The 22,533-nt window shown below is 48.4% G+C and carries 20 protein-coding genes; 15 read left to right on the top strand and 5 right to left on the bottom strand.

The window, feature by feature from the left end:
• Positions 1-55 precede the first annotated feature (55 nt).
• From PLA01S_RS06080 to PLA01S_RS06035, 10 genes are all read left to right on the top strand, one after another.
• Complete coding sequence (locus tag PLA01S_RS06080) at positions 56-1,687, top strand: extracellular solute-binding protein (RefSeq protein ID WP_127590753.1); 1,632 nt, start codon at positions 56-58, stop codon at positions 1,685-1,687.
• Between the two features lie 81 nt (positions 1,688-1,768).
• Positions 1,769-2,728, top strand: a complete 960-nt coding sequence (locus PLA01S_RS06075) for an ABC transporter permease (protein ID WP_127590751.1) — start codon at positions 1,769-1,771, stop codon at positions 2,726-2,728.
• Positions 2,729-2,743: 15 nt separating this feature from the next.
• A complete protein-coding gene (locus PLA01S_RS06070) occupies positions 2,744-3,625 on the top strand; it encodes a carbohydrate ABC transporter permease (RefSeq protein ID WP_127590749.1) in 882 nt (293 codons plus the stop codon).
• A 15-nt stretch (positions 3,626-3,640) separates the two neighbouring features.
• Entirely contained in the window at positions 3,641-4,777 is a 1,137-nt protein-coding gene (locus tag PLA01S_RS06065) for a glycoside hydrolase family 88 protein (protein WP_127590747.1), read from the top strand.
• Positions 4,778-4,940: 163 nt separating this feature from the next.
• Positions 4,941-5,588 carry a copper resistance CopC family protein gene (locus tag PLA01S_RS06060; protein WP_127590745.1) on the top strand — a complete coding sequence of 216 codons (648 nt, stop codon included), beginning with the start codon at positions 4,941-4,943 and terminating at the stop codon, positions 5,586-5,588.
• Entirely contained in the window at positions 5,588-6,676 is a 1,089-nt protein-coding gene (locus PLA01S_RS06055; RefSeq protein ID WP_127590743.1) for a CopD family protein, read from the top strand. The genes PLA01S_RS06060 and PLA01S_RS06055 overlap by 1 nt, the downstream gene beginning before the upstream one ends.
• Before the next feature lie 144 nt (positions 6,677-6,820).
• On the top strand, positions 6,821-7,252 hold the full coding sequence (locus PLA01S_RS06050; protein WP_127590741.1) for a GNAT family N-acetyltransferase: 432 nt from the start codon (positions 6,821-6,823) through the stop codon (positions 7,250-7,252).
• 69 nt (positions 7,253-7,321) lie between these two features.
• Positions 7,322-9,013 (top strand): GAF domain-containing sensor histidine kinase, encoded by a 1,692-nt coding sequence (locus PLA01S_RS06045; protein ID WP_164817327.1) that lies wholly within the window; start codon positions 7,322-7,324, stop codon positions 9,011-9,013.
• A gap of 4 nt (positions 9,014-9,017) precedes the next feature.
• A complete protein-coding gene (locus PLA01S_RS06040) occupies positions 9,018-9,659 on the top strand; it encodes a response regulator (protein WP_127590737.1) in 642 nt (213 codons plus the stop codon).
• A 169-nt stretch (positions 9,660-9,828) separates the two neighbouring features.
• Positions 9,829-10,644, top strand: a complete 816-nt coding sequence (locus tag PLA01S_RS06035; RefSeq protein ID WP_127590736.1) for an NmrA family NAD(P)-binding protein — start codon at positions 9,829-9,831, stop codon at positions 10,642-10,644.
• A gap of 70 nt (positions 10,645-10,714) precedes the next feature.
• On the opposite strand, the gene PLA01S_RS06030 is transcribed toward PLA01S_RS06035, so the two are convergent.
• Positions 10,715-11,611: an AraC family transcriptional regulator gene (locus PLA01S_RS06030; protein ID WP_127590735.1), complete on the bottom strand. Its 897-nt coding sequence runs from the start codon at positions 11,609-11,611 to the stop codon at positions 10,715-10,717.
• Between the two features lie 201 nt (positions 11,612-11,812).
• Between PLA01S_RS06030 and PLA01S_RS06025 the strand changes: the two genes are divergently transcribed.
• From PLA01S_RS06025 to PLA01S_RS06005, 5 genes are all read left to right on the top strand, one after another.
• Entirely contained in the window at positions 11,813-14,494 is a 2,682-nt protein-coding gene (locus PLA01S_RS06025) for a family 78 glycoside hydrolase catalytic domain (protein ID WP_127590733.1), read from the top strand.
• 136 nt (positions 14,495-14,630) lie between these two features.
• On the top strand, positions 14,631-15,053 hold the full coding sequence (locus PLA01S_RS06020; protein ID WP_127590730.1) for a cell wall hydrolase: 423 nt from the start codon (positions 14,631-14,633) through the stop codon (positions 15,051-15,053).
• An 88-nt stretch (positions 15,054-15,141) separates the two neighbouring features.
• Entirely contained in the window at positions 15,142-15,540 is a 399-nt protein-coding gene (gerQ, locus tag PLA01S_RS06015; protein WP_243390847.1) for a spore coat protein GerQ, read from the top strand.
• 444 nt (positions 15,541-15,984) lie between these two features.
• Positions 15,985-17,304, top strand: a complete 1,320-nt coding sequence (locus tag PLA01S_RS06010; RefSeq protein ID WP_127590728.1) for a hemolysin family protein — start codon at positions 15,985-15,987, stop codon at positions 17,302-17,304.
• A 162-nt stretch (positions 17,305-17,466) separates the two neighbouring features.
• The gene (locus tag PLA01S_RS06005; RefSeq protein ID WP_127590726.1) at positions 17,467-17,964 is read left to right on the top strand and encodes a hypothetical protein; all 498 of its coding nucleotides are present in this window, start codon (positions 17,467-17,469) and stop codon (positions 17,962-17,964) included.
• A gap of 220 nt (positions 17,965-18,184) precedes the next feature.
• On the opposite strand, the gene PLA01S_RS06000 is transcribed toward PLA01S_RS06005, so the two are convergent.
• The 4 genes from PLA01S_RS06000 to PLA01S_RS05985 form a co-directional block, all read right to left on the bottom strand.
• Positions 18,185-18,997: a DUF4367 domain-containing protein gene (locus PLA01S_RS06000; protein WP_127590724.1), complete on the bottom strand. Its 813-nt coding sequence runs from the start codon at positions 18,995-18,997 to the stop codon at positions 18,185-18,187.
• Positions 18,975-19,565, bottom strand: a complete 591-nt coding sequence (locus tag PLA01S_RS05995; protein ID WP_100536554.1) for an RNA polymerase sigma factor — start codon at positions 19,563-19,565, stop codon at positions 18,975-18,977. Before PLA01S_RS05995 ends, PLA01S_RS06000 begins: the two co-directional genes overlap by 23 nt.
• A 332-nt stretch (positions 19,566-19,897) precedes the next feature.
• The gene (locus PLA01S_RS05990; protein ID WP_127590722.1) at positions 19,898-21,127 is read right to left on the bottom strand and encodes an aminopeptidase; all 1,230 of its coding nucleotides are present in this window, start codon (positions 21,125-21,127) and stop codon (positions 19,898-19,900) included.
• 166 nt (positions 21,128-21,293) lie between these two features.
• On the bottom strand, positions 21,294-22,526 hold the full coding sequence (locus PLA01S_RS05985; protein WP_127590719.1) for an aminopeptidase: 1,233 nt from the start codon (positions 22,524-22,526) through the stop codon (positions 21,294-21,296).
• Positions 22,527-22,533: the final 7 nt, after the last annotated feature.

Raw genomic sequence — 22,533 nt, 5'->3', positions numbered from 1 at the left:
TGAGCCTAGTCTTATCAGATGATCATTCATTAGGAAAAAAGGGAGGCGTCGTGATTTGAAAACAAACCGGAAACGTGTTGCGAGACTTGCGATCTTTATGCTGATTGTGGCTATGATTGCCGGATGCAGCGGAAAAAGCTCGGGGGCCGAGGAGCCTGCCGGCGAAAAAGGTAAGGAAGGAACAGGCGTGGCCGCTGGAGGTGACCCGGGATATCCTGAACAGTTGACCTATTGGGTATCGCTGAATGCAAATGCATCAGCAACGATGCAGGATATGAACGGAATCGCTGCATATCAGGAATTGGAGAAAACGACAGGCACCAAAGTGAAGTTCCAGCATCCGCCGGCGGGCCAGGAGGCAGACGCCTTTAACATCATGGTTTCGTCAGGCAATTTGCCGGATGTTGTGGAACATGGATGGGCCAACGTATCAGGAGGCCCGGATAAAGCCATTTCGGACGGGTCGATCATTCGCCTGAATGAGTTGATTGAAGAACATGCGCCGAATTTATCGAAAGTGTTGAACGAGCATCCGGAATACAAAAAATTGATCACGACAGACGGAGGGAACATTTACGTATTTCCATTTATCCGCGGGGACGAATATTTGCTGACCTTTAACGGCCTTATCATCCGCAAGGACTGGCTTGACCAGCTTCAGCTGTCCGTACCGGAAACGATCGATGAGTGGTATGAAGTATTGAAGGCGATCAAGACCAAGGATCCGAACGGAAATGGGCAAGCGGATGAAATCCCGCTTCTGCTTGATATGGATATGACGGGCATCAACCATGCATTTGTCGGCGCGTGGGGAATTACGACCGGATTTTATCAGGTGGACGGGAAGGTGCAGTATGGACCAATCCAACCCGAATTCAAATCGTATTTGGAGACGATGAGCAAATGGTATGCCGAAGGCCTGATCGATCAGGATTATGCGGCAACGGACGGGACACTCAAAGATGCCAAAGTGACCAACAATCAAGTGGGTGCCTTCTCTGGTTACATGGGCAGCAGCCTCGGCCGCTATTCCGAGCTCATGCTAAAAAGCAATCCTGACGTCGAACTGGTGGGTGCTCCGAACGTTGTGCTGAAGAAGGGGGACACGCCGCTCCTTGGACAGAAGGATTCGCCGTTCAACGGATTTGGGGCGGCTGTTACAAAAGCGAACAAGTTCCCGGCGGAAACGGTGAAATGGATCGATTACAAGTATGGGGAAGAAGGGCACATGCTGTTTAATTTCGGGGTCGAGGGAGTCAGCTACGAGATGAAGGACGGGTACCCGACCTATACCGACGAAGTAATGAAAAATCCAGATGGGCTGTCGATCACCCAGGCGTTGTCGAAATACAATCTGGCCAGTTATTCGGGACCTTTCGTCCAGGATCGCCGTTACATCGAGCAGTATTCCGCGCTTCCTCAGCAGAAAGCTGCCATTGAGACATGGATGAAAGCGGAGAATGACCGTTTGATGCCGATTATTTCGCCAACGGCTGAAGAAAGCACACGCTATGCCTCGATCATGAACGATATTAATACGTACTACGAAGAGATGGTTAACAAATTCATTATGGGCGTGGAGCCGATCAGCGGGTTTGATCAATTTGTCCAAACGGTTCAAGGTATGGGCATTGAGGAAGCGCTCCAGATTCAGCAAGCCGCGTTGGACCGGTTCAACAGCCGTTAAGTTGTAGGCGCATGAAGAGGGAGAAGACCTCGGGATTCTCCCTCTAACTGTGAAGATCTTTTTGTCAGAGGAGGGCATACGGTGCAGCTTAAGGAAGAGACAAACCACGTTACGATACAGAGCAAGCCAGAGAGCTTCAGCGCAAGAGCAGCGAGGGACTTTCGCCGAAATTCCACGATCTACCTGATGCTGCTGCCGGTGGTGGCGTTTTATGCCGTGTTTCATTACGGACCGTTATATGGCCTGCAAATCGCGTTCAAAAACTTCTCGGCTGGGCTCGGCATATGGAATAGCCCGTGGGTCGGATTTCAACACTTCAGCGATTTCTTTAACGGATTTTTCTTTGAGCGGGTGGTTTCCAATACCATTATCCTGGGCGCGTACGATCTTATATTTGTTTTTCCCGCCTCCATTGTGCTGGCGCTAATGCTAAACGAGGTACGGCATCGCATATTTAAGCGGACGGTACAATCCATTACGTACATTCCCCATTTTATATCCGTTGTCGTGGTTGTCGGGATGCTGGTTGATTTTTTGTCGGTAGACGGGCTGATCAATCACATCATGACCTACTTCGGCGGCAAACCGATTTCGTTCATGCGGCTGCCGGAATGGTTCCGCACCATCTATACCTCATCTGCCATCTGGCAAGGGATTGGATGGGGATCTATCATTTACCTCGCGGCCATTTCCAATATCGATCCATCCCTTTATGAAGCGGCTAAAGTGGACGGTGCCGGCCGCTGGAAGCAGATGCTTCAAATTACGCTGCCCGGCATTCTGCCAACGGTCATCATTTTGCTCATCTTGCGGATTGGTTCCTTTATGGCGCTGCAGGATGAGAAGATTCTGATTATGTACAATCCGGTTATCTATGAGACGGCGGACGTTATCGGTACCTATGTCTACCGCAAGGGGATTTTGGAAGCAAGCTACAGCTTCAGCGCCGCTGTCGGCATGTTTAATTCCCTCATTAACTTTATACTGCTCATTGGAGCCAATTATCTCAGTAAGCGGTTTACCGACACGAAGCTGTGGTAGAAAGGGGGGCATCTCATGCGTACTTCAAAATCTGTCAGTGAAGTCCTGTTTGATTCTGCGAATATCATTCTCTTGTGCTTGCTGTCGATCGTCACGTTATACCCGTTTCTCTACGTATTGTTTGCTTCGATCAGTACGCCGGCCGAATTCGTTCAGCACCGGGGGATCCTGCTGTGGCCCAAGGGCTTCTCGCTGGATTCCTATCGCATGGTATTTGAGAACCCCAATATTATCCGAAGTTACCTGAACACGATATTTTATGTGGTGGTCGGCACGACGCTGAACATTCTGATGACGGCTCTCGGAGCCTATGGCTTATCCAGGAAAAACGTGATGTGGAAGAGCACTATCATGATGTTGATCGTAATGACGATGTTTTTCGACGGTGGGCTCATTCCGAAATACCTGCTCGTGAAAAATATGGGTCTAATTGATACGTACTGGGCTTTGATTATTCCAAGCGCCATGACGACATGGAACTTGATTATTATGCGAACGGCATTCCAAGGGATACCGGATGCGCTCGAGGAATCTGCAAGGATCGACGGAGCCAGCGACTGGACCATTCTGTTCCGGATCATCATCCCGCTATCGCTGCCGGTCATTGCGGTGATGGTGCTCTTTTACGGGGTGTGGCACTGGAATAAATGGTTTGATGCCCTTATCTATTTAAGGGATCGGAACTTGTTTCCGCTGCAGCTGATCCTGCGCGAGATTCTCATCCAAAACGATACCAGCAGCATGATGACCTCGGTAGGCGGGGGAGATCGGATGCCGGTTGGCGAAACGATTAAGTATGCAACGATTATGGTGGCTACGCTGCCGATTTTGTTTCTGTATCCATTTTTGCAGAAATATTTCGTGAAGGGCGTCATGATCGGAGCCATCAAAGAATAAGGAGGTAGTTGACTCATGTGGGAGCAAGCCATTAGGGATGCGGTAGAAAAAACAAAGCGGAATATCGGACAATTCCCGATGAAGTTTCCTCATATTACGGAAGAGAAGCGTTACGAGTGGGGAGAAAGCAATGACTGGATTGAAGGATTCTACACCGGGATGATCTGGCTGTGTTATGAATATACGAAGGACCCGCTGTTTAAGGAAACGGCAATAGCCCAATTGGAGGATTACAAGCTGCGGCTGCAGGAAAAGCGGCGTCTGGACCATCACGATATCGGATTTCTGTATTCGCCCTCCGCATTGGCAGCGTGGATCGTGGATGAACATGTCGAAGGCAAACAGCTCGCTTTGAAAGCAGCGGATCATCTGATGCTGCGCTGGCGGGAAGAGGGACAGTATATTCAGGCCTGGGGCCGGAAAGGCGACGAGAAGAACGGCGGTCGCATTATCATCGATTGCATGATGAACATTCCGCTGCTGTATTGGGCGTATGATCAGACAGGTGATGAGCGATACAAGAGCGTGGCCGTAGCGCACGCGGACAAGAGCCGACGTTACTTAATGCGCGGGGATGATTCGTCGTATCATACCTTTTACTTCGATCCAGCAGATGGAAAGCCCATCCGAGGAGGAACGCATCAAGGATATCATGACGGCTCTACCTGGACGCGGGGCCAGGCATGGGCCATCTACGGATTTGCGCTCTCATACCGCTATACCCGTGATCCGAAATATTTGGATACGGCTTTACGTGCCGCCCGTTTCTTTATCGAATATCTGCCGGAGGATCATGTTGCGTATTGGGATTTTGACGTTCCGATTGAAGCGGATACACCTCGCGACAGCTCCGCTTCCGCCATTGCGGCGTGCGGCATGCTGGAGATATTGGAGCATCTGGACGGAGAAGATGACAATAAAGGGCTATTGACAGAAGCCGTCGAGAAGTCGATGATATCTCTCGTAAACCGATATTCTACCATCGGTGAGGCGGGTGAGGAAGGCTTGATTAAGCATGGTTCCTATTACGTCAGAGGGGGCGTGGGACCGGATGATTATATGATCTGGGGCGATTACTATTATCTCGAAGCCTTGCTGCGACTGACCAAAGGGATACCCGGCTATTGGTATGAGAGAGGTCAAGATAATTGAATCTGTGAAACATTCCGGGGATGTCGCGTGCTGTGCGGCATTCCTTTTTTTTGTAAAATATCAGAGGATCATTGTTCACAATATACTCATTAGCATTGTCAGAATGTCTTTGTTATGATGGAGAAGATTCAAATTTGAGATAAATGGTTTGGAGGAGATATGCGTGTTGAAACATGTGAAAACTTCAGTCTTGCTGACCTTAGGTCTGCTGCTAATACTGGTGTTCCCGACAGCAACGTGGGCCCATTCCAAGCTGGAAACCAGTACGCCCGCGGCGGATGCCAAGCTGACGGAAAGCGTGCAGGAAGTAAGCCTGTCATTTAATGAAAATATCGATGAAAACTTGAGCGTGCTCAAGGTTAAGAATGCGCAAGGCGAATCGGTTGAAGTAGCGGAGGTCAGGGTCAACCAGAATACCATGCTGGGAACGCTGGCAGCACCGCTTCCATCCGGCTCCTACACGGTCGAATGGAAAATTGTGGGCGGTGATGGACATACCGTGGATGGAACGTATGCATTCGAGGTAGATGCCCCAGAAGCAGAAGCTACCCTTGAGACACCAGCCGATACCGAAGAAACGCCTGCGGATACAGGAAATACACAGGATGAAACAGCACCTGCGGATAATACGGCAGCAGACAACACAGCTGCCGACAACACGGATCAGTCGGCTGGCCAGGATCAGCAAGCGGACAATTCAGCTGCCGAACCATCCGAAGGCAGCGGGTCAACCGTATGGATCGTTATTATCGTCATCGTGGCTGTTATCGCAGGATACTTTGGAATTAGAGCATCCCGGAAGAGAAAGTAATGTCTTACTATTGGTTAAGTGAGCCGTTTCTATATGTAGCCTACGCCATTCTGGCAGGCATCACGGTGCTGTACCTGGTACCGAAAGCATATAAGCCGGAAATTTCGGTTCCGGCCTGGCTTGGCCCGGTGGCGGCAGTGGCCATCCTCGTTTTCGGATTTGTGCCGCTGCTGCAGATCATCATGTTCTTCAAGGATGATATCGGGTTCTGGCAGTCCTTTAACAGCATCATGTTTAAGTTCAGCGAGGGCGAGCGTTATGCCTGGATTCTGGTTCTTTCGATCCTATTGGGGATTCTGAGCATGCTTGTCCGCCGGAAGCCGGGTTCTATATTACGCTGGCTTATGCCCGTTGCCTTGTTGGGCATTGCGGTGGCCATGTCCTCGTTTAATCACGCTGCATCCCTGTTCGAAAGCACAGGACAGCTTGCATTCTTCGGCCATTTCACAGCGATGGCGATATGGACGGGAACGTTGCTGATAACAGGATGGTTCAGTACGGATCAGAGCCGCTGGAGTGCGTTTCTTAGATGGTTCCATCCAACAGCGATCATCTGTGTCATCATTGTTATCGGATCGGGACTATTCTTGATGACGGCCGTGACGCCGGAGCCTATAAACAGCTGGACGCTGTCTTATGGTCAGGCTCTGCTGGTTAAGCATATTCTCATTCTGCCCTTGTTGGTATTCGCGTTTGTAAACGGTCATCTCGTAAAGCGCAAGCTGCGCCGGGATTCGGGTTATCATCCGGTGGCATGGGCACGAAGTGAGGGAGTTCTGATCTGGTTGATTTATATCGTCACCGGATACATGAACCAGCAGCCTGCTCCGCATGAGGTCATTGATACATTGGCCTTATATGGCCCTGCTGCAACTTTTGTTTGGTTCCATCCCGGGTTTACGATCGGTGAACTGGCTTTCACGTGGAGCTGGATAGGAATCCTTAGCCTCTGTCTTGGGCTAGCGCTTCTATGGAACGTCGTGAACGTATTCCGCAGAAACCGGGCCGCGGCAGGCGCGTTGTTATGCGGACTAGGCGCTGTTGTGTTCATTTATTGCGGCCTGATGTTCTCGGTTACTACAGTCTAATATCGTTTGAGTTGACAAGGTCCTTGCTGTTTACGCAGCAGGATCTTTTTTTATGATAGGATAAGGAAGCTCAGGCTGGATAAAGATGGTATACTGGCGAGTAAAAGGACCACCTGCACCTACTCTGCGAATGGAGGAAGTTTTATGAAAAAAGAGAGACACATCCGCTTGGCCTCTCATTCGGACGCATCCGTCCTGGTACAGTTAAACTGGGAGTTTAATGAAGTGTTAATGCCGCTGGATGAAGCTGAACATCGATTAAAACAATCGGGTGAAATTGTGGCCATAGCCTATATAGGCGATGACCCTGTTGGATTTGCCTGTGCTCAGTCCTTCCAATCCTTCTGTTACCGGGAGCTTGTTGGCGAGATAACGGAAATGTACATTCAGGAGCGGGCAAGAAGACAGGGGCTGGCAGGAATGCTGCTCATTTTTCTGGAGGATCAATTGATTGCGCGCGGGGTGAAGACCGTTAAGGTGCTTACGGGTCATGATAATCACCAAGCCATCGGAGTTTATGAGAAATTAGGTTATAAGCGGGAGGATGAAGTGCTTCTGGAGAAAGAGCTTGGGTAAAATGTTGCGTGCGTGTAACATGCTATCCAATGGATATTTCACTTATCGGTAGGGGATGGAGTGAGCCTGATGTTATGTGATAAAGACCAATATGTCGAAGAATTGCTCATTCTGAAGACAATAGCGGAAAATTTGAACCAGAGCAACGATATGAAGCAAATGCTGCAAACGACACTCGAAAAATTGCTGGATTTAACCCATCTTGAGACAGGATGGCTTTTTCTGATCGGAGATCAGCCACACTATGATCAAATAGCCGATGTCAACCTTCCGCCTGCTTTATCATGGGATAACAAAAAACCGATGCGATGCGGAGACTGCCTATGCCTTCGATTGTATTGGGCAGGAAATTTAAATGAACCGGTTACGATTATTGAATGTGAACGACTGCACAATGCCAAAGAGCAGTGCTGGGGAGAAACGCACAATTTGACCCATCATGCTACGATTCCGCTCACGGTTCAAGGTAAACGACTGGGGCTGCTGAATGTGGGTTCGCCGGGTAAAGAGCATTTTAGCGAGGGAGAACTTGCGTTGTTACAATCCGTTGCCTATCAGATTGGAACGGCGGTCGAGCGGACAAAACTGTCGGAGCAAAGGGAGAAACAGGCGGTGGACAGCATAGCCCGCTTCATCGTCGATTATTATGCCAAGGCAAGCAAAGTAACCAGATATCTATGGAAAATTAACGATATGAAGAGAATGCTTGTGGCGATCGTAGAGCAGCTTGCTCATGCATTTGGCTGGCCGACTGTTGCCATGATTACGTCTGACGATGACAACTTGTATCTTCGTACGATCCGTCAGAATGAAGTGACGCATAGCTGCAAGGAGCTGGTACGAAAGGCTGGCAATAAGACCGCACGAAAGTCAGGAATCGTACACCGGGCATATGAGGAACAAAACGTAGTGGTGCAAGAAGGCCGGGTCCGGGTTCTTCCTGGCGTTCAGCCCCATACATATACGGCGGCGATACCATTAAAGCATCTTGAGCGTATTTTTCAAACCTATGAGACGATGGGGGTGCTCTTTATTGGCCGTGAGAGTGGGCCCTTCTCTGAGCTGGAGGTTGAAATCTTAGATGTGCTGGCGGAGCATATATCACTGGCCATTGAAAAGATATGTTTATATTACGAGTGGCAGGATTTATTGTTGGTTGAAGAGAGGAACCGTTTGGCACGGGATCTTCATGATTCCGTCAATCAAAAGCTGTTCTCTCTTTCACTGCTAGCTCAAGGCGTGCGTGAGACGACCTTACATGAGGATCCGCATACGGCGGAGGCAATACATGATATTGGACAGCTTGCCCAAGAAACGCTCACCGAAATGCGCACGTTAATTTGGCAGCTGCGACCTTCCGGAGAGGCCAAAGGGATATTGGCATCGCTGAAGGACTATGCCGAGAAACTTGGCATACAGCTGACGTTTATCATGAAAGAAATTCCTATTTTGACGAACCGGGTGGAAGAGTCCTTGTATCGAATTGGGCAGGAGGCATTGAACAATATCAGCAAACACGCGGGTACGAACCGAGCCTGGATCCGAATGGAACAGGACGGCTCCAGTCTATATATGAAAATATCGGATCAAGGCCGAGGATTCAACCCGGGATCGCCCGAACTCTGTCCGCATTCGCTTGGGCTTACCAGCATGAGGGAGAGGGCTTCAGAAATACAAGGAACCCTAAGTATAAGCAGCGAGGAAGGCACAGGGACGATGGTGACCGTAATGGTTCCGTTTTTATCCAAGAAAGAGGTTTGAACTTATGAAGATTAAAGTGCTAATTGTTGATGATCATCTCGTTGTATTAAGGGGGTTGCGTTATTTCCTGCAGACACAGCCCATGATAGAAATCGTAGATCAAGCCCTTAACGGGCTAGAGGCTCTGGATAAGGTAGAAAAGCTGCTGCCTGATGTGGTACTGATGGATCTGAAGATGCCGGAGATGGACGGAGTTGAAGCCACAAAGCGAATCACAAGCAAGTTTCCTCATATCAAAGTCATCATTCTCACGAGTTTTGCCGACCGGGATTCGGTTCTGCCGGCGATTAAAGCGGGAGCGATTGGATATCAGCTGAAGGATATCGAGCCTAAAGTGCTGGTCGAAACCATCATTGCCGCTGTAAACGGAAACCGCATGCTTCATCCTCAGGTAACAAACCAATTAATTGCTCATGTGGCGACAGATCCCGAGGTTGTCAAAGGAATCGATATTCTGACGATCCGTGAGCAGCATGTTCTTGAACAGATTACATTGGGCAGGAGTAACAAAGAAATCGCCGCAGAACTACATATTGCCGAGAAAACGGTAAAGACGCATATCACGCATATTCTGGGAAAAATGGAGGTACAGGATCGTACCCAGGCAGCGCTGTACGCGATAAGGAACCATTGGTTCAACACATAACCATCAGACTATAGTCGTAGTGACAGGTCTTATCTGCGGATAAGGCCTTTTTTGTATGGCTGATTTAGACCAGAGCTGGACGTAACCGGTCTGGAATTACGTTTAAATGGAACAACAAGGAAGTACCACTGCTGTAGGCTTGTTATTGAGATAAAGGAGGAATTAAACCATGACAATACTAGTTACAGGTGCGACAGGCAAAGTAGGTCGTCATGTTGTGCATGAGCTGCTAAGGGCTGGACATAGCGTCAGGGCACTCAGCCGTTTTCCGGCTTCTGCCAAATTACCTGCTGGCGTAGAAGTGGTTGCCGGTGATCTGAGTAACCCCGACACGCTGATTCCAGCATTACAGGGTGTGACCGGGCTTCATTTAATCACGACTGGAGCAGGTTACGTCCCGCTTACGACAGGGGAGGAGATTATACGGATCGCCGAGGCTGCGGGAGTAAGGCGTGTAAGCATTTTATGGGACGGAAAGAAAGGGACGGTGGAGGAAGCAGTAGAATCGAGTCATCTGGAATGGACACAGCTGCAGCCGGTAGATTACATGTCCAATGTTATGAACTGGAGAGAATCGATACGAACGGAGGGAGTTGTACGCGATCTGTTTGGTGCTTCGTTAAATGCTTCGATACATGAGCGGGATATCGGACGGGTGGCTGCAGCGGTGCTGTCGGAGGATATCCATGCGGGCCAAATGTATACCTTAACCGGTCCCGAGGCGCTAACGGTTCCTGAAAAGGTGCAGATTCTTAGCCGCTTTATCGGTAAAGATATAAAGTTTATTCAGTTGACCGAAGAGCAGGAGCGTAAACGAATGGCCGAACTTGGGGTTGATAAGGGCGTTATCGATTACGTCATCAACTGGTACATGAATCCGCCAATCGAAGCATACACCGTCAATCAAACGGTTGAACAGATAACAGGACGTCCTGCAAGAACATTTGCCGAGTGGGTGGAAGAGCACGCAAGATACTTCAAATAAGAAATGGAAAAGAAGGAGCATATTCCTAAGCATGATGACCTTGGATACCGTGAGGATCATCATGCTTTATTTATTTGCAGGAGAGTCCGGTCGTTGATGAATGATGCTGAATATCGCTCCGGTATTGACCAGGCGTGAGCCCTGTATTTCGCTTAAACACCGAGTGGAAAGAATGCATGTCCTTATAACCGACCTTCTCGGCAATCGTACTGATTTTGTCCGTGGTGGTGCGCAGCAGCTCGCGGCTTATTCGAATCCGCACGGTCTGCAGATAATGATGCCAGCTCTGGCCTGTATACCGGCGGAACAATCGCTGCAAATGGCGCTCGCTGAATCCGCTGATTTGGGCAAGGTGTGTCAAAGTGAGCTCATGCATGTACTGCCCTTCCACGTATTGAAGGACATCTTGGAAGGAATGGTGTTGCGGCACCGAAGGCATAGTATGGGGATGCTCAATGACACGGCTGAATTCAATGATCAGCTGTAACAGCAGCGTGTGCAGATAAACGGCAGAACCGCTGCCTGGCATGGCATTTTGTTCATAGAGGGAGCCGAAGAGCCTCTCGAAGCGATCATGTCGGTCCATAATCGCGTGGTATCCAAGGGATCCATCCTCCATGCGTTTCAAAAAGGCTGCAGTATCCGAATCTGTTGCAAAAGCTATCAATTTGGGCAGCAGCTGTACAGAGAATATGCAATTGTTCACAATGAGCGGTTTCCCGTTTGCAGAAGTGGGCCGGAATACATGAGATATTCCGAGTGGTATATAGAACATTTGACCTTTGCGTACGCGCTGAACCGAGTTCTCTAGGTGATGAAAGCCCTCGCCCTCCGCAATATAAGCAATCTCCAGAAAATCATGGTTATGGTAAGAGCCTGTAAAATTCTCCGCGTTTCGATTCACATACATCAAGGTGTCATTCTGGAAAAAATAATCTCCGTAATAGGTTTCCATCGGTCGTTTCATCCTAATACTCCTCATCGTTAATAGGGGAAGAATGTCCGTTATGCCTCATATTATTGTCTGATATCCCCATAATTCCACGTTCAGGTTCACTTATAATAATAGTTGAAACAGGCACGGTTAGGAAGCGAGCATCCCGGATTGCGGCCTATAGAGCTTGATTGTTGTGATAACTTTTTATGAAGGTGAACGGAGGAATGTTCTATGTTTAGCGTAACGGATTTACGATGTGAGTACCAGCATAATCCGATAGGAATCGGCGAGAAGCACCCGCGTTTAAGCTGGAGGTTGGTCTCGGACGAAAGAGCAGTCAGTCAAACGGCCTATGAGATTGAGGTTTCGAATGATAATAACTTTTCCAAGCCCCTTTGGACCTCTGGGAAAGTGGCTTCATCACAATCCGTTCATGTGGAATTAAGCGAATGGCGTGTATCGTCTTGTAAGCGCTATACTTATCGAGTTCGCGTCTGGAATCAAGTCGGGGACGTATCGGAATGGTCGGATACAGCCTATTGGGAGACGGGTAAGCTGCAAGGGGAGAAATGGGTAGGGAAATGGATATCGGCACCACGTTCTTTGCTGCCTGGGGACTCTGCTCATCTACCGCTGCTTCGCAAGAGCTTCAGCTTGAAGTCGCCCATTTCAAAGGCAAGAATATACGCCTCGGCCTTAGGCCTTTATGAACTGGAACTGAACGGACAGCGGGTGGGAGATTGTTATTTCACACCCGGTTGGACGAGTTACGAACATACGATACAGACGCAAAGTTATGATGTGACGGACATGCTGAACACTGGCCTAAACGCAATCGGAGCTTGGCTCGGAAATGGATGGTACAAGGGTCAATTGGGATGGGAGGAACGGAGTTCAATCTATGGGGATCGATTAGCCCTTTTGCTGGAGCTGCATATTACGTATGCAGACGGGAGCGAAGAAGTGATGGCAACCGATTCAAGCTGGCAGTCGGCCATAGGCCCGATCAAGATGTCGGAACTCTATCATGGTGAAACCTACGATGCCCGGTTGGAGCTGGAAGGCTTCAGTTCAGGAAATTATAACTCAAATGATTGGCAGGGTGTCGAATCGATCGATCACGGGTTTGACATGTTGAAGCCTCAGATTAACGAGCCCGTAAAAGCCATCCAAACGGTGGAGCCCGTTGAATGGCTGACCACGCCTAAAGGTGAAACCGTCATCGACTTCGGACAGAATTTGGTGGGTTGGGTCCGATTTAGCGTGTCCGGTGACAAGGGAACTATCTTGACGCTGCAGCATGCGGAGATACTGGATTCCAATGGTAACTTTTATACGGAGAACCTCCGAACCGCTAAACAAACGATTCAGTACACGTTAAAAGGTGGCGGGAAAGAAACCTACGAGCCCCATTTTACGTTCCAAGGCTTCCGGTATGTCCGCTTAGACGGTTTTACGGAGGAGCAGCTGGACCGGGGTGCTTTCGAAGCGGTTGTGCTTCATTCGGATTTTGAAGAGACCGGGACTTTCCAATGCTCGGAACCTATGGTGAATCAATTGCAGAGCAACATTCGATGGGGGCTTAAGGGAAATTTCCTGGATGTGCCCACGGATTGTCCGCAGCGTGACGAGCGGCTTGGCTGGACGGGAGATGCGCAGATGTTTATAGGTACAGCTGCTTATCTTGCCAACATAGCTCCTTTCTTCACCAAGTGGCTATCCGATCTGGCTGCAGAGCAGCGTGGCGACGGGGCAGTACCGTTCGTTGTCCCGCATGTCCTTGGGGATGAAGCCTATGCTTCGGCCGCATGGGGAGATGCAGCGGTCATATGCCCGTGGACCCTATATGTCTGTTATGGCGACCGACGGATATTGGAGCGTCAATACAAGAGCATGAAGAGCTGGGTTTCCTACATCCAAGCACAAGGGGAGAATGAATATTTGTGGAATACCGGCTTCCACTTCGGTGATTGGCTGGGGCTTGATGCGAAATCCGGCGACTATGTGGGTGCTACAGAGCGGGATTTGATCGCATCGGCGTTTTATGCTTATTCGGTAGAACTGCTTAGAAAGACGGCAGTGGTATTGGGGCAAGAAAAAGATGCGGCAGCGTATGCCACGCTTAAGGAAAGGGTTGTCGCTGCATTTCGTAACGAATTCGTGACCCCGGCCGGAAGGCTCGCGGCTTCGACTCAGACCGCGCATGTGCTTGCGCTCATGTTTGGGTTGCTGGATGAAGAGACGGAAAAACGGGCAGCGCAACGTCTCTGTTCGCTGCTGGAGGAGAGCAGGCATCATCTTACGACAGGCTTTGTGGGCACACCTTATATTAACCATGTATTAAGTCAGCATGGGATGCATGACGCGGCGTATAAGCTGCTGCTGCAGCGGGACTATCCTTCATGGCTGTATCCGATTACGAAAGGCGCTACCACGATATGGGAGCATTGGGACGGAATAAAGGAGGACGGCAGCTTCTGGAGCCGCGATATGAATTCATTTAATCATTATGCATACGGAGCCATCGGGGAGTGGTTGTATCGTACGGTTGCCGGCATACAAACCGTGGAGGAGGCGCCAGGTTATAAACATATCGTGATTGCGCCCGTGCCTGGCGAAGGATTGACATGGGCTGAAGGCAAGATCGATACGCTGTACGGAACCGTCCGGTCAAGCTGGAGAATGGAAAGTGGAGAGTTTCAACTGGAGGTAACCATCCCGCCAAATGCAACGGCGGAAATCCGTCTGCCAGGCGCTTTTGATTCATCAAGTGTTACGGAGGGAGAGGCGATACCTCTAGACCAAGCGAACGGGATTCAATCTGCACTTGATGGGGAAGCGGGTGTTGTGATTCAAGCGGGCTCAGGAGAGTATAAGTTCAGATATGTTTATTCCGGTCATGCTGTGAAGTAATGAATAGATGCAGGAACTAAAGTTCCTTACCGTGGTGAGTTGCGGTAAGGAACTTTTTTTTCTCCTCACATAGTCACATTTATGGGCGAATGCACATACAAATACAAAGTGATCTTAAGGAAGCGAGGGGAACTCTGTGGCAGTCATCAAAACGAATTCGAATGATGTGGATCTTCTGGCGAGATTGATCCGCGCAGAGGCAGAAGGTGAAGGCGAGCAGGGCATGCTCATGGTCGGGAATGTCGGCGTGAACCGGATACTGTCCAACTGCTTGGATTTTCGAAACATCCGCAACATGAATGATATGGTGTTTCAGAGCCCGGGAGGCTTTGAAGCAACACAAAAGGGCTATTTTTATCAACGGGCCAGGGATCGAGATCGTCAGCTTGCCCAAAGATTGATTAATGGGGAACGCATATGGCCGGCTAGCAATGCGCTATGGTTTTTCCGCCCGGCAGGGGATTGCCCGGGTACCTGGTACAATCAGCAGAACACAGGTCGTTTCAAAGCACACTGCTTCTTCACCCCAACATATGCCGATTGCCCGGCAGTCTATTGAGTCACGTTATACAACCGCTTATGCGGGAGTTATAAATTAAAGGAGGAAATTACTTATGTACAATCAAGGTGTGCCACCTGTGAACTTCATGAATGGTGTCCGTTATCCAGGAGTGCCGAGCCGCGGGACGGCAGGTTATATGGCGAACGTTCCACCGCAGGTGCCTAGCGGAAGCCCCATGACTCCAGGAGGCACCGTTGTTCCTGCCCCGCAATTCGAGCAATCTTACGTTGAGAATATTCTTCGACTGAATCTGGGCAAGCAGGGAACCTTCTACATGACATATGAAAACAATTCGCAATGGAATGCCAAGGTGTTTACAGGCGTGGTTGAAGCCGCTGGACGCGATCATATCATTATTAGCGAACGGTCGACAGGACGCCGTATCATCCTGCTGATGGTAAATCTGGATTATGTCGTGTTCGACGAGCCGCTTCAATATCAATATCCAGGCGTTATCGGCAACCCGCCTCCGACAGGAAGATAACTTCTAGCAGCATCAGCATAATAACCTTCGTTTACTTAAGCGTAGACGGGGGTTATTTCATTATGTTTCAAATGGCAAATATTCAATGTCATGCGAATTTTTTCCGCCCAGATGTCTGAATACATAGTATTCTATTAACATTTTGAATGTTTATTCATAGAATATATCAATTCATCGAAAAACGAGTGCTAACGGCCGAGAATCAAATTAAAGCTTATAACAACGCTGATTAATGTCATAAGACAACGTTTGACTGTGTATCGTAGTACTATATAATTACTTATATAGCTTGCCTAAGTCGGAATAAGATAAGGAGATGAGACCATTGGGAAGTTGATGCGTAGTCCGAACACGTTGTTATGCTTGATGGCACCACACATTTTTAATAACCGAAGGAGGTGTTCCTATTCGTCATAGCATGCTGTATGGCGGGTAGGAGATCGATTGAGTGACCCCTTACCGAGTTTGATAAGTTTAACCTTGGTATTGATTCTCGTCCTGTTAAATGGATTTTTTGTATCGGCTGAATTAGCTTTCGTTAAAGTGAAAAGCAGCCGCATTGACGCTCTAGTCGAAGAAGGACATAGACGTGCAAAATTTGCGCAGAACATACTGCAAAATCTGGACGGATATATATCCGCATGCCAGTTTGGTATTACCATCGTGTCCATTGGACTTGGATGGATCGGCGAAAGAACGATATCCGCTATGATTACGCCTTGGTTTCATGGCATAGGCTGGAGTAATACAGTCGTTCATGCCGTGTCTTTGGTATTAGCCTTCATCCTGATTGCACTCATGCATATTGTATTTGGTGCATTGGCGCCCAAGACGGTGGCTGTTCGTAAAGCGGAACAAATTACGCTGCTGTCAGCAGGCCCACTGCGGGTATTTTACACCATCATGTTCCCGTTTATCTGGTTTGCGAATGGGCTCTCCAATAACGTTCTCCGCCTATTCCGGATGCAACCGGTGGTTGAACGGAATGTTCATACCGAGGAAGAACTGCGGGATATGATGAAAGAGAGCAGTGAGAGCGGCCTGATGGATAGCACGGATATGGTATTGGTAGACAACATTTTTGAATTTGCCGATACGACGGCAAGGGAGATCATGATCCCCAGAACAGAAATGATCTGTTTATACAACAATCTTTCATTGGAAGAAAATCTGAAGATCGCAAGCGAGGGGATGCGAACCCGTTATCCGATCTGTGACGAAGACAAGGATCATATCATTGGCTTTATTCACATTAAAGATCTGATGCGCGGATTCGTTCGTGACCAGCTTTCCTTGATTCGCCCGATCATTGCTGTTCCTGAGTCGATCAAGATCAGTGATCTGCTGCGAAGAATGCAGCGGAGCAAGACGCAAATTGCCATTCTTATTGATGAATACGGCGGGACTTCAGGACTCGTAACCCTGGAGGACATTATGGAAGAAATCGTCGGTGAAATTCAAGATGAGTTTGACGAAGAGCGTCCGGGCATTGAAAAGGTGGGGGAGGATGAATACTCCATTGATGGGTTGATGCTGATCGATGAAATTAATGACCAATTTGGTCTGAACGTGGATACAGAAGACTATGATACTATCGGTGGATGGCTGTCCTCGCGTCTTGAGGTGCTGCTCCCACACAAAGGTCAATCTGTCATGTATGAGGATTATCGCTTTGTGATTGAGGAGACCGAGCATAAACGAATCTCGCGGATTCGTCTGATCAGGCAGCAGCAGCAGCTGATTCAGGAAGAAGCAGGCGCGTAAACTGGATATTAGAAGAAGTAGCGACATATTATGCCGCTACTTCTTTTTATTTGCAAAAAGGTTTCAATAATTATATCAAACTGTGAAAAATTAGATACTTTTGTGTTGATGTCATGTGTTAAAATATGGATGTTCCTAATATATTGAAAGAAAGGTGATGTTATGTCAAGAATACGCAGTCCTAAACGTATAGCTTCAGCGCTTGCAGTCAGTGTTCTATTAAGTTTATCTCTGGCGGGAGGGGCTTACGCGGATTCCGCTGCAGACATTGCACCCGGTGCTTTAACGCCACCGCCCCCAGTGGAGATGAATCTGGACTCTTCCTTCAACATTTTAGCGAATCAGTACTTGCTGGATTATTTTTCTTCGATTGGGAAAGTAAGTAGTACTCAAGTAGGGATAAACGCCACTACCAGTGCTTCTCAAGCTGTAGATTCTCTGGGAATCAATTATGTTCTTCAACGCTGGACGGGCTCCGCTTGGGTTGATTCGGGAGCTTCATACGATAACGGAACAAGTAGGGCCTCTCTGAGCGGAAGCAAAACTTTTAGTGTACAGGCGGGTTATTATTACCGGGCCAAGACGATTCACTGGGTCAAAGAGAGCGGTACATATGAAGAAGGGACTTACCACACGAGCTCGATATTGGTGGCACAATAATACGAATATGGATTTATGAAGGGAGTGCCCCGCAAGATCTTAGATCTTGCGGGGCACTCCCTTTTTTTTGAGTCGAAAGACGCTCTGTGTAGGAATCGTTCCACCCATCGCTGTCCCATCATCTGCTGATGTGTAGGTAACCATGGAACAAAAAGGTCGAAGACCAGCCCTTGAGCCTGTCTTCAACCATTTTATTGTTCTTTTTTGATCCTCTAAAAAATCATTGTATGTCGTTTGCAATTTTTATGAATTCTTCTTCTGTGAAGAAGCCGCTAATGGATACAATCACTTGATCATTATCGTATAAGAAGCGAAGGTTAGTCTCGGTTAGATAGGCTTTCGCTCCGGATTCAAGAACAATAGTCTTCTTGATATCCCCATTGAGATTGATCATTTTGCCAAGTTGCATCCCGATAAGATCAATATGAAAAAACTTATCGTCCGAATTTTTATAATGAAGATGGAGCTCGTCAAAAACGGCATTTTCATCGGTTGTTAATGCGGTAGCCTCATGGAATTTGTAATCTTCCGGAAGATAATTGATTTTTGGTATTTTAAATGGTGCGCGTTTTTGCGATTCGGTCAGAGATTCATCGGTATCTGTGAAAGGAATATATTCGGTGTCCACTAATTCAGCTGGCGGTACATACCCTTCCGGCACTATTCCTTGCTCCGGTGGGGGAGCAGTTAATGCCTTGCTCTTATCAACAGGCTCTCGCATGCCGAAAATTTGGGTCACCACACCATTTCCCCAATCCTTGATCTCCTGATAAACCGGAGTTACCGCTTGAGTTACAGAGGATGGAGAGAATATCAACGCACCAAAGGCCATCGATGCTGCAATGACTCCGGCTAACTGAAAAGTGCGTCTACGCTGTTTCTTTTTGTGTACCTGTTTGATTTGCTGCTGAACCTGCTGCCAGGATTGTCGTTTGGACTCAATGTCAGTAGGGAGTGAGGAACGTGAAGCTGCACGATCAAAGGCTTCGTCAAAGGCCTCATCAAACCAATCATCGTATTTTTCGTTGCTCATCTAATTCACCCCACTCTCTATACAGCATTTTTTTTACGGATTCTCTGGCTCGGAACAAGCGCTGCTTCACGATCTCTTCGCGAGTATTCAGCAGCTCCGCGATTTCCCTGTACGTCAGACTATGCTTCCAACGGTACTCAATCAATAGCTTGTATTCAGGCTTCAATTGGTCGAGATAATGCTCGATGGATTCCTCCAGCATATTCGACTCCACCTGATGTTCGACGTTCGTGGAAGAAACTACCACGTCCTCTTCATTAATAAAAACACTCTCGACATCCACTTGGTTACGGTATTTTTTATTTTTTCTTAAATAATTCATGGTTGAGTTTTTGGCAACGACACGGAGCCACCCCCGCATCTTGCTTTCGGTTTCAAAATTCGGCTTACTTGTAATCACTTTTATAAAGGACTCCTGAATGATATCCTCAACAGCAGCATGATCCCGTACGACATACAGTATCTGTCCATAAACGAGGTCATAAAATTCATAATAGATTTCTTCCTGAATAGGTTCGCTCAGATCAGCGAAATCTGCTGCAAGGAGGAGCTGTAATCGGTTGGACACGCGATAATCCCCTCTCTGGTGTAACCATCCTATTTCTCTCATCATTTTACAACATATCGGGTAAAAAAGCCCTATTAATTCTAATAACAACTGGTCTGAAGACGGTTTGCGGGAAAAGGGTCTAACTGTATGAAGTCATGTGTTTGAAGCGCTTTAGCTTATGAGTTAAAATGACAAATCTTAAGTATGCGTCCATCTCTTCATCATATGCTCGGCAATCTATCGGTATTAATCGAAAAAAACAGAGCAGCCTCTGTTAAAAGGCTGCTCTGTTGTATAGTTTCGATCGCATTGCGATGTGTTTGTCACGCACATAACGGAATGGCTGCGGTTTACGCCCAATTCCCGTTGATGAATACGGGCTCCTCCGTGCCATCATGCGTGATTCCGGTAATATTAAGCTCCTTGGAGCCCATCATGAAGTCGACGTGGGTAATACTGGTGTTCAGACCGCTTGCTTGAAGCTGTTCGGACGTCATGGTCTTGCCGCCCTCAAGGTTAAAAGCATACGCGCTGCCGATAGCCAGGTGACAGGAGGCATTTTCGTCAAACAGCGTGTTGTAATACAAGATGCCGCTTTCCGATATCGGGGAGCGATAAGGCACAAGAGCAACCTCGCCCAGATAATGCGAGCCTTCATCCATGGAGATCAGGCGGGTTAAGGTATCTTCGCCTTGTTCCGCGGAGAAATCGACGATGCGGCCATTCTCGAACGTGATCGAGAAATTGTCGATGATGTTCCCGCCGTAGCTTAAAGGCTTCGTGCTGCGTACAGTGCCGTTCACGCCGGTTTTGAGAGGTGCGGTGAATACTTCCTCCGTCGGAATGTTGGCAACGAAACGTTCGCCTTTCTCGTTGTGACTGCCCGCCTGGGCCCAAATATGCCCCTCCGGAAGCTCGATCGTAAGATCCGTTCCCGGTGATGTGAACCGGAGCTTATGATATTTCTTGGCATTGAGCTCATCCGATTTGTGCTGGAGGGTCGCGATATGCTCTTCCCATGCACCAATGGGATCTTCGAGATCCGCGCGAACCGCGTGAAAAATTGCGTCCCACATGTTGTCCACCTGCTGCTCGGCTGGAACGTCAGGGAACACCTTGGCAGCCCAATCAGGGGAAGGGTAGGCAATGCCGGTCCAGCTCATTTTATCGGCTTGCTGATATTGCCGGTATTTCGCCATAGCTGCGCCATATGTACGTTGATAATTGGATATACGCTCCGGATCAACGCCTTTAAGCAGGTCAGGGTTCGAGGAGAGAATCGTCAAGAAAGCAGCTCCTTGCTCGGCGAGCTCGGTTACTTCCTCCGCATAATATGTCGGGGGCTCCAGAAAAGCGTCATCTGGTGCCAGATCGTACCGAATCCGGTTCACAACTTCATCACTGTAGTTCACCTTAACTTGCTTGGCGCCCGTTTCATAAGCTTTCTTCACGATAAGACGTACCAACGGTGCAGCATCGATCATCGCGTTAACTACCAGTGTTTGTCCCGGCTGCACATTGGCACCCACCTTGACGGCAAGCTCCGCGTAGCGTTCCAATTTTTGTTCAAAGCTGGACATGACAGACCCTCCATTTCTTTTATGCTACCTATAAGTAACTGCATGCGATTTCTTGATTATCGCACAATTTTTCGGATTGTAAATCAACCTCAGGTCAATTAAAGGCCGGAAAAGTTCAAGAAAGCAGCTACTTCATAAGAAATAGCTGCTGATGCTGTATCGTTTCTTAAAATGCCCAGTTTCCTTTCAGGAATACCGGTTCTTCCTGGCCATCTGCCGTTACTCCGTAAATATCCATTTCGCCGGAGCCGATCATGAAATCGACATGGGTTACGCTCGTATTGAGACCGTTCTGAATCAACTGCTCCTGATTCATTTCTTTTCCGCCTTCTAAGCAGAATGCATAAGCGCTGCCGAGTGCAAGGTGGTTGGAAGCATTCTCGTCAAACAACGTATTGTAATATAGGATGTTTGACTCCGAGATCGGGGAGTGATGCGGCACCAGCGCCACTTCTCCGAGGTAACGGGCACCTTCATCCATGTTCAGGAGACGCTCAAGGGTCTCATAGCCTTGCTCTGCCGTGAAGCTGACCACTTTACCTTCTTCAAAAGTAAGGGAGAAATTGTTCACGATGTTTCCGGCATAACTCAAAGGTTTCGTACTGTGTACGGTTCCGTTGACTCCTGTTTTGAGAGGAGCGGTAAATACTTCTTCTGTCGGCATGTTCGCCACAAAGGAATGCCCGCGCTCGTTGATGCTGTCGCCTTGCGCCCAAATATGTCCTTCCGGCAGCTCGATGGTAAGGTCGGTTCCCGGTGCGATATAGTGGAGTTTCTTGTATTTTTTTGCGTTCAGCACGGAGGATTTTGCTTCAAGCACTTCGAGGTGCTTGTTCCACGCTTCAACCGGGTTATCCTGATCCACACGTACGGTGTGGAAGATAGCATCCCACAGTTTGCCGACTTGTTCGGATTCCGGCACATCCGGGAATACCTTGGCAGCCCAAGCTGCTGAAGGCACAGCGATCAGACACCAGCTAAACTTGTCGGATTGTTGATAGGCGCGATATGTCTTCAATGCTTCACCGCGCGCTTTGTAGAAGTTTCCGATACGCTCGGAATCAATGCCGCTGAGCAAATCGGGATTTTCGGCAAGCACGTGCAGAATGGCTGCGCCGTTCTCCACCAATTCCGTCATTTCGCCGGCATACCATTTCGGCGCTTCGGTAAAGACGTCATCCGCAGCTTTTTCGAATTGTAGTCTTGTTATCGTTTCGTCGGTCCATAGGATCTTAACCAGGCGGGCACCCGCTTCGTATGCCTTTTTGGCAATCAAGCGAGTGAACTCGGCGGAATCGACAGGAGCATGAACCACTAAGGTTTGACCTTCCTGTATGTTAACTCCCACCTTTACAGCCAACTCGGCATATTTGTCCAAGTATGTATTGAAATCGGACATTTGGTAC

This window comes from Paenibacillus lautus NBRC 15380, from assembly GCF_004000945.1.
GTDB lineage: Bacteria > Bacillota > Bacilli > Paenibacillales > Paenibacillaceae > Paenibacillus_AQ > Paenibacillus_AQ lautus.
The sequence above is the reverse complement of the archived record's forward strand: the minus strand, read 5'-3'. Positions and strand labels throughout refer to the sequence as shown.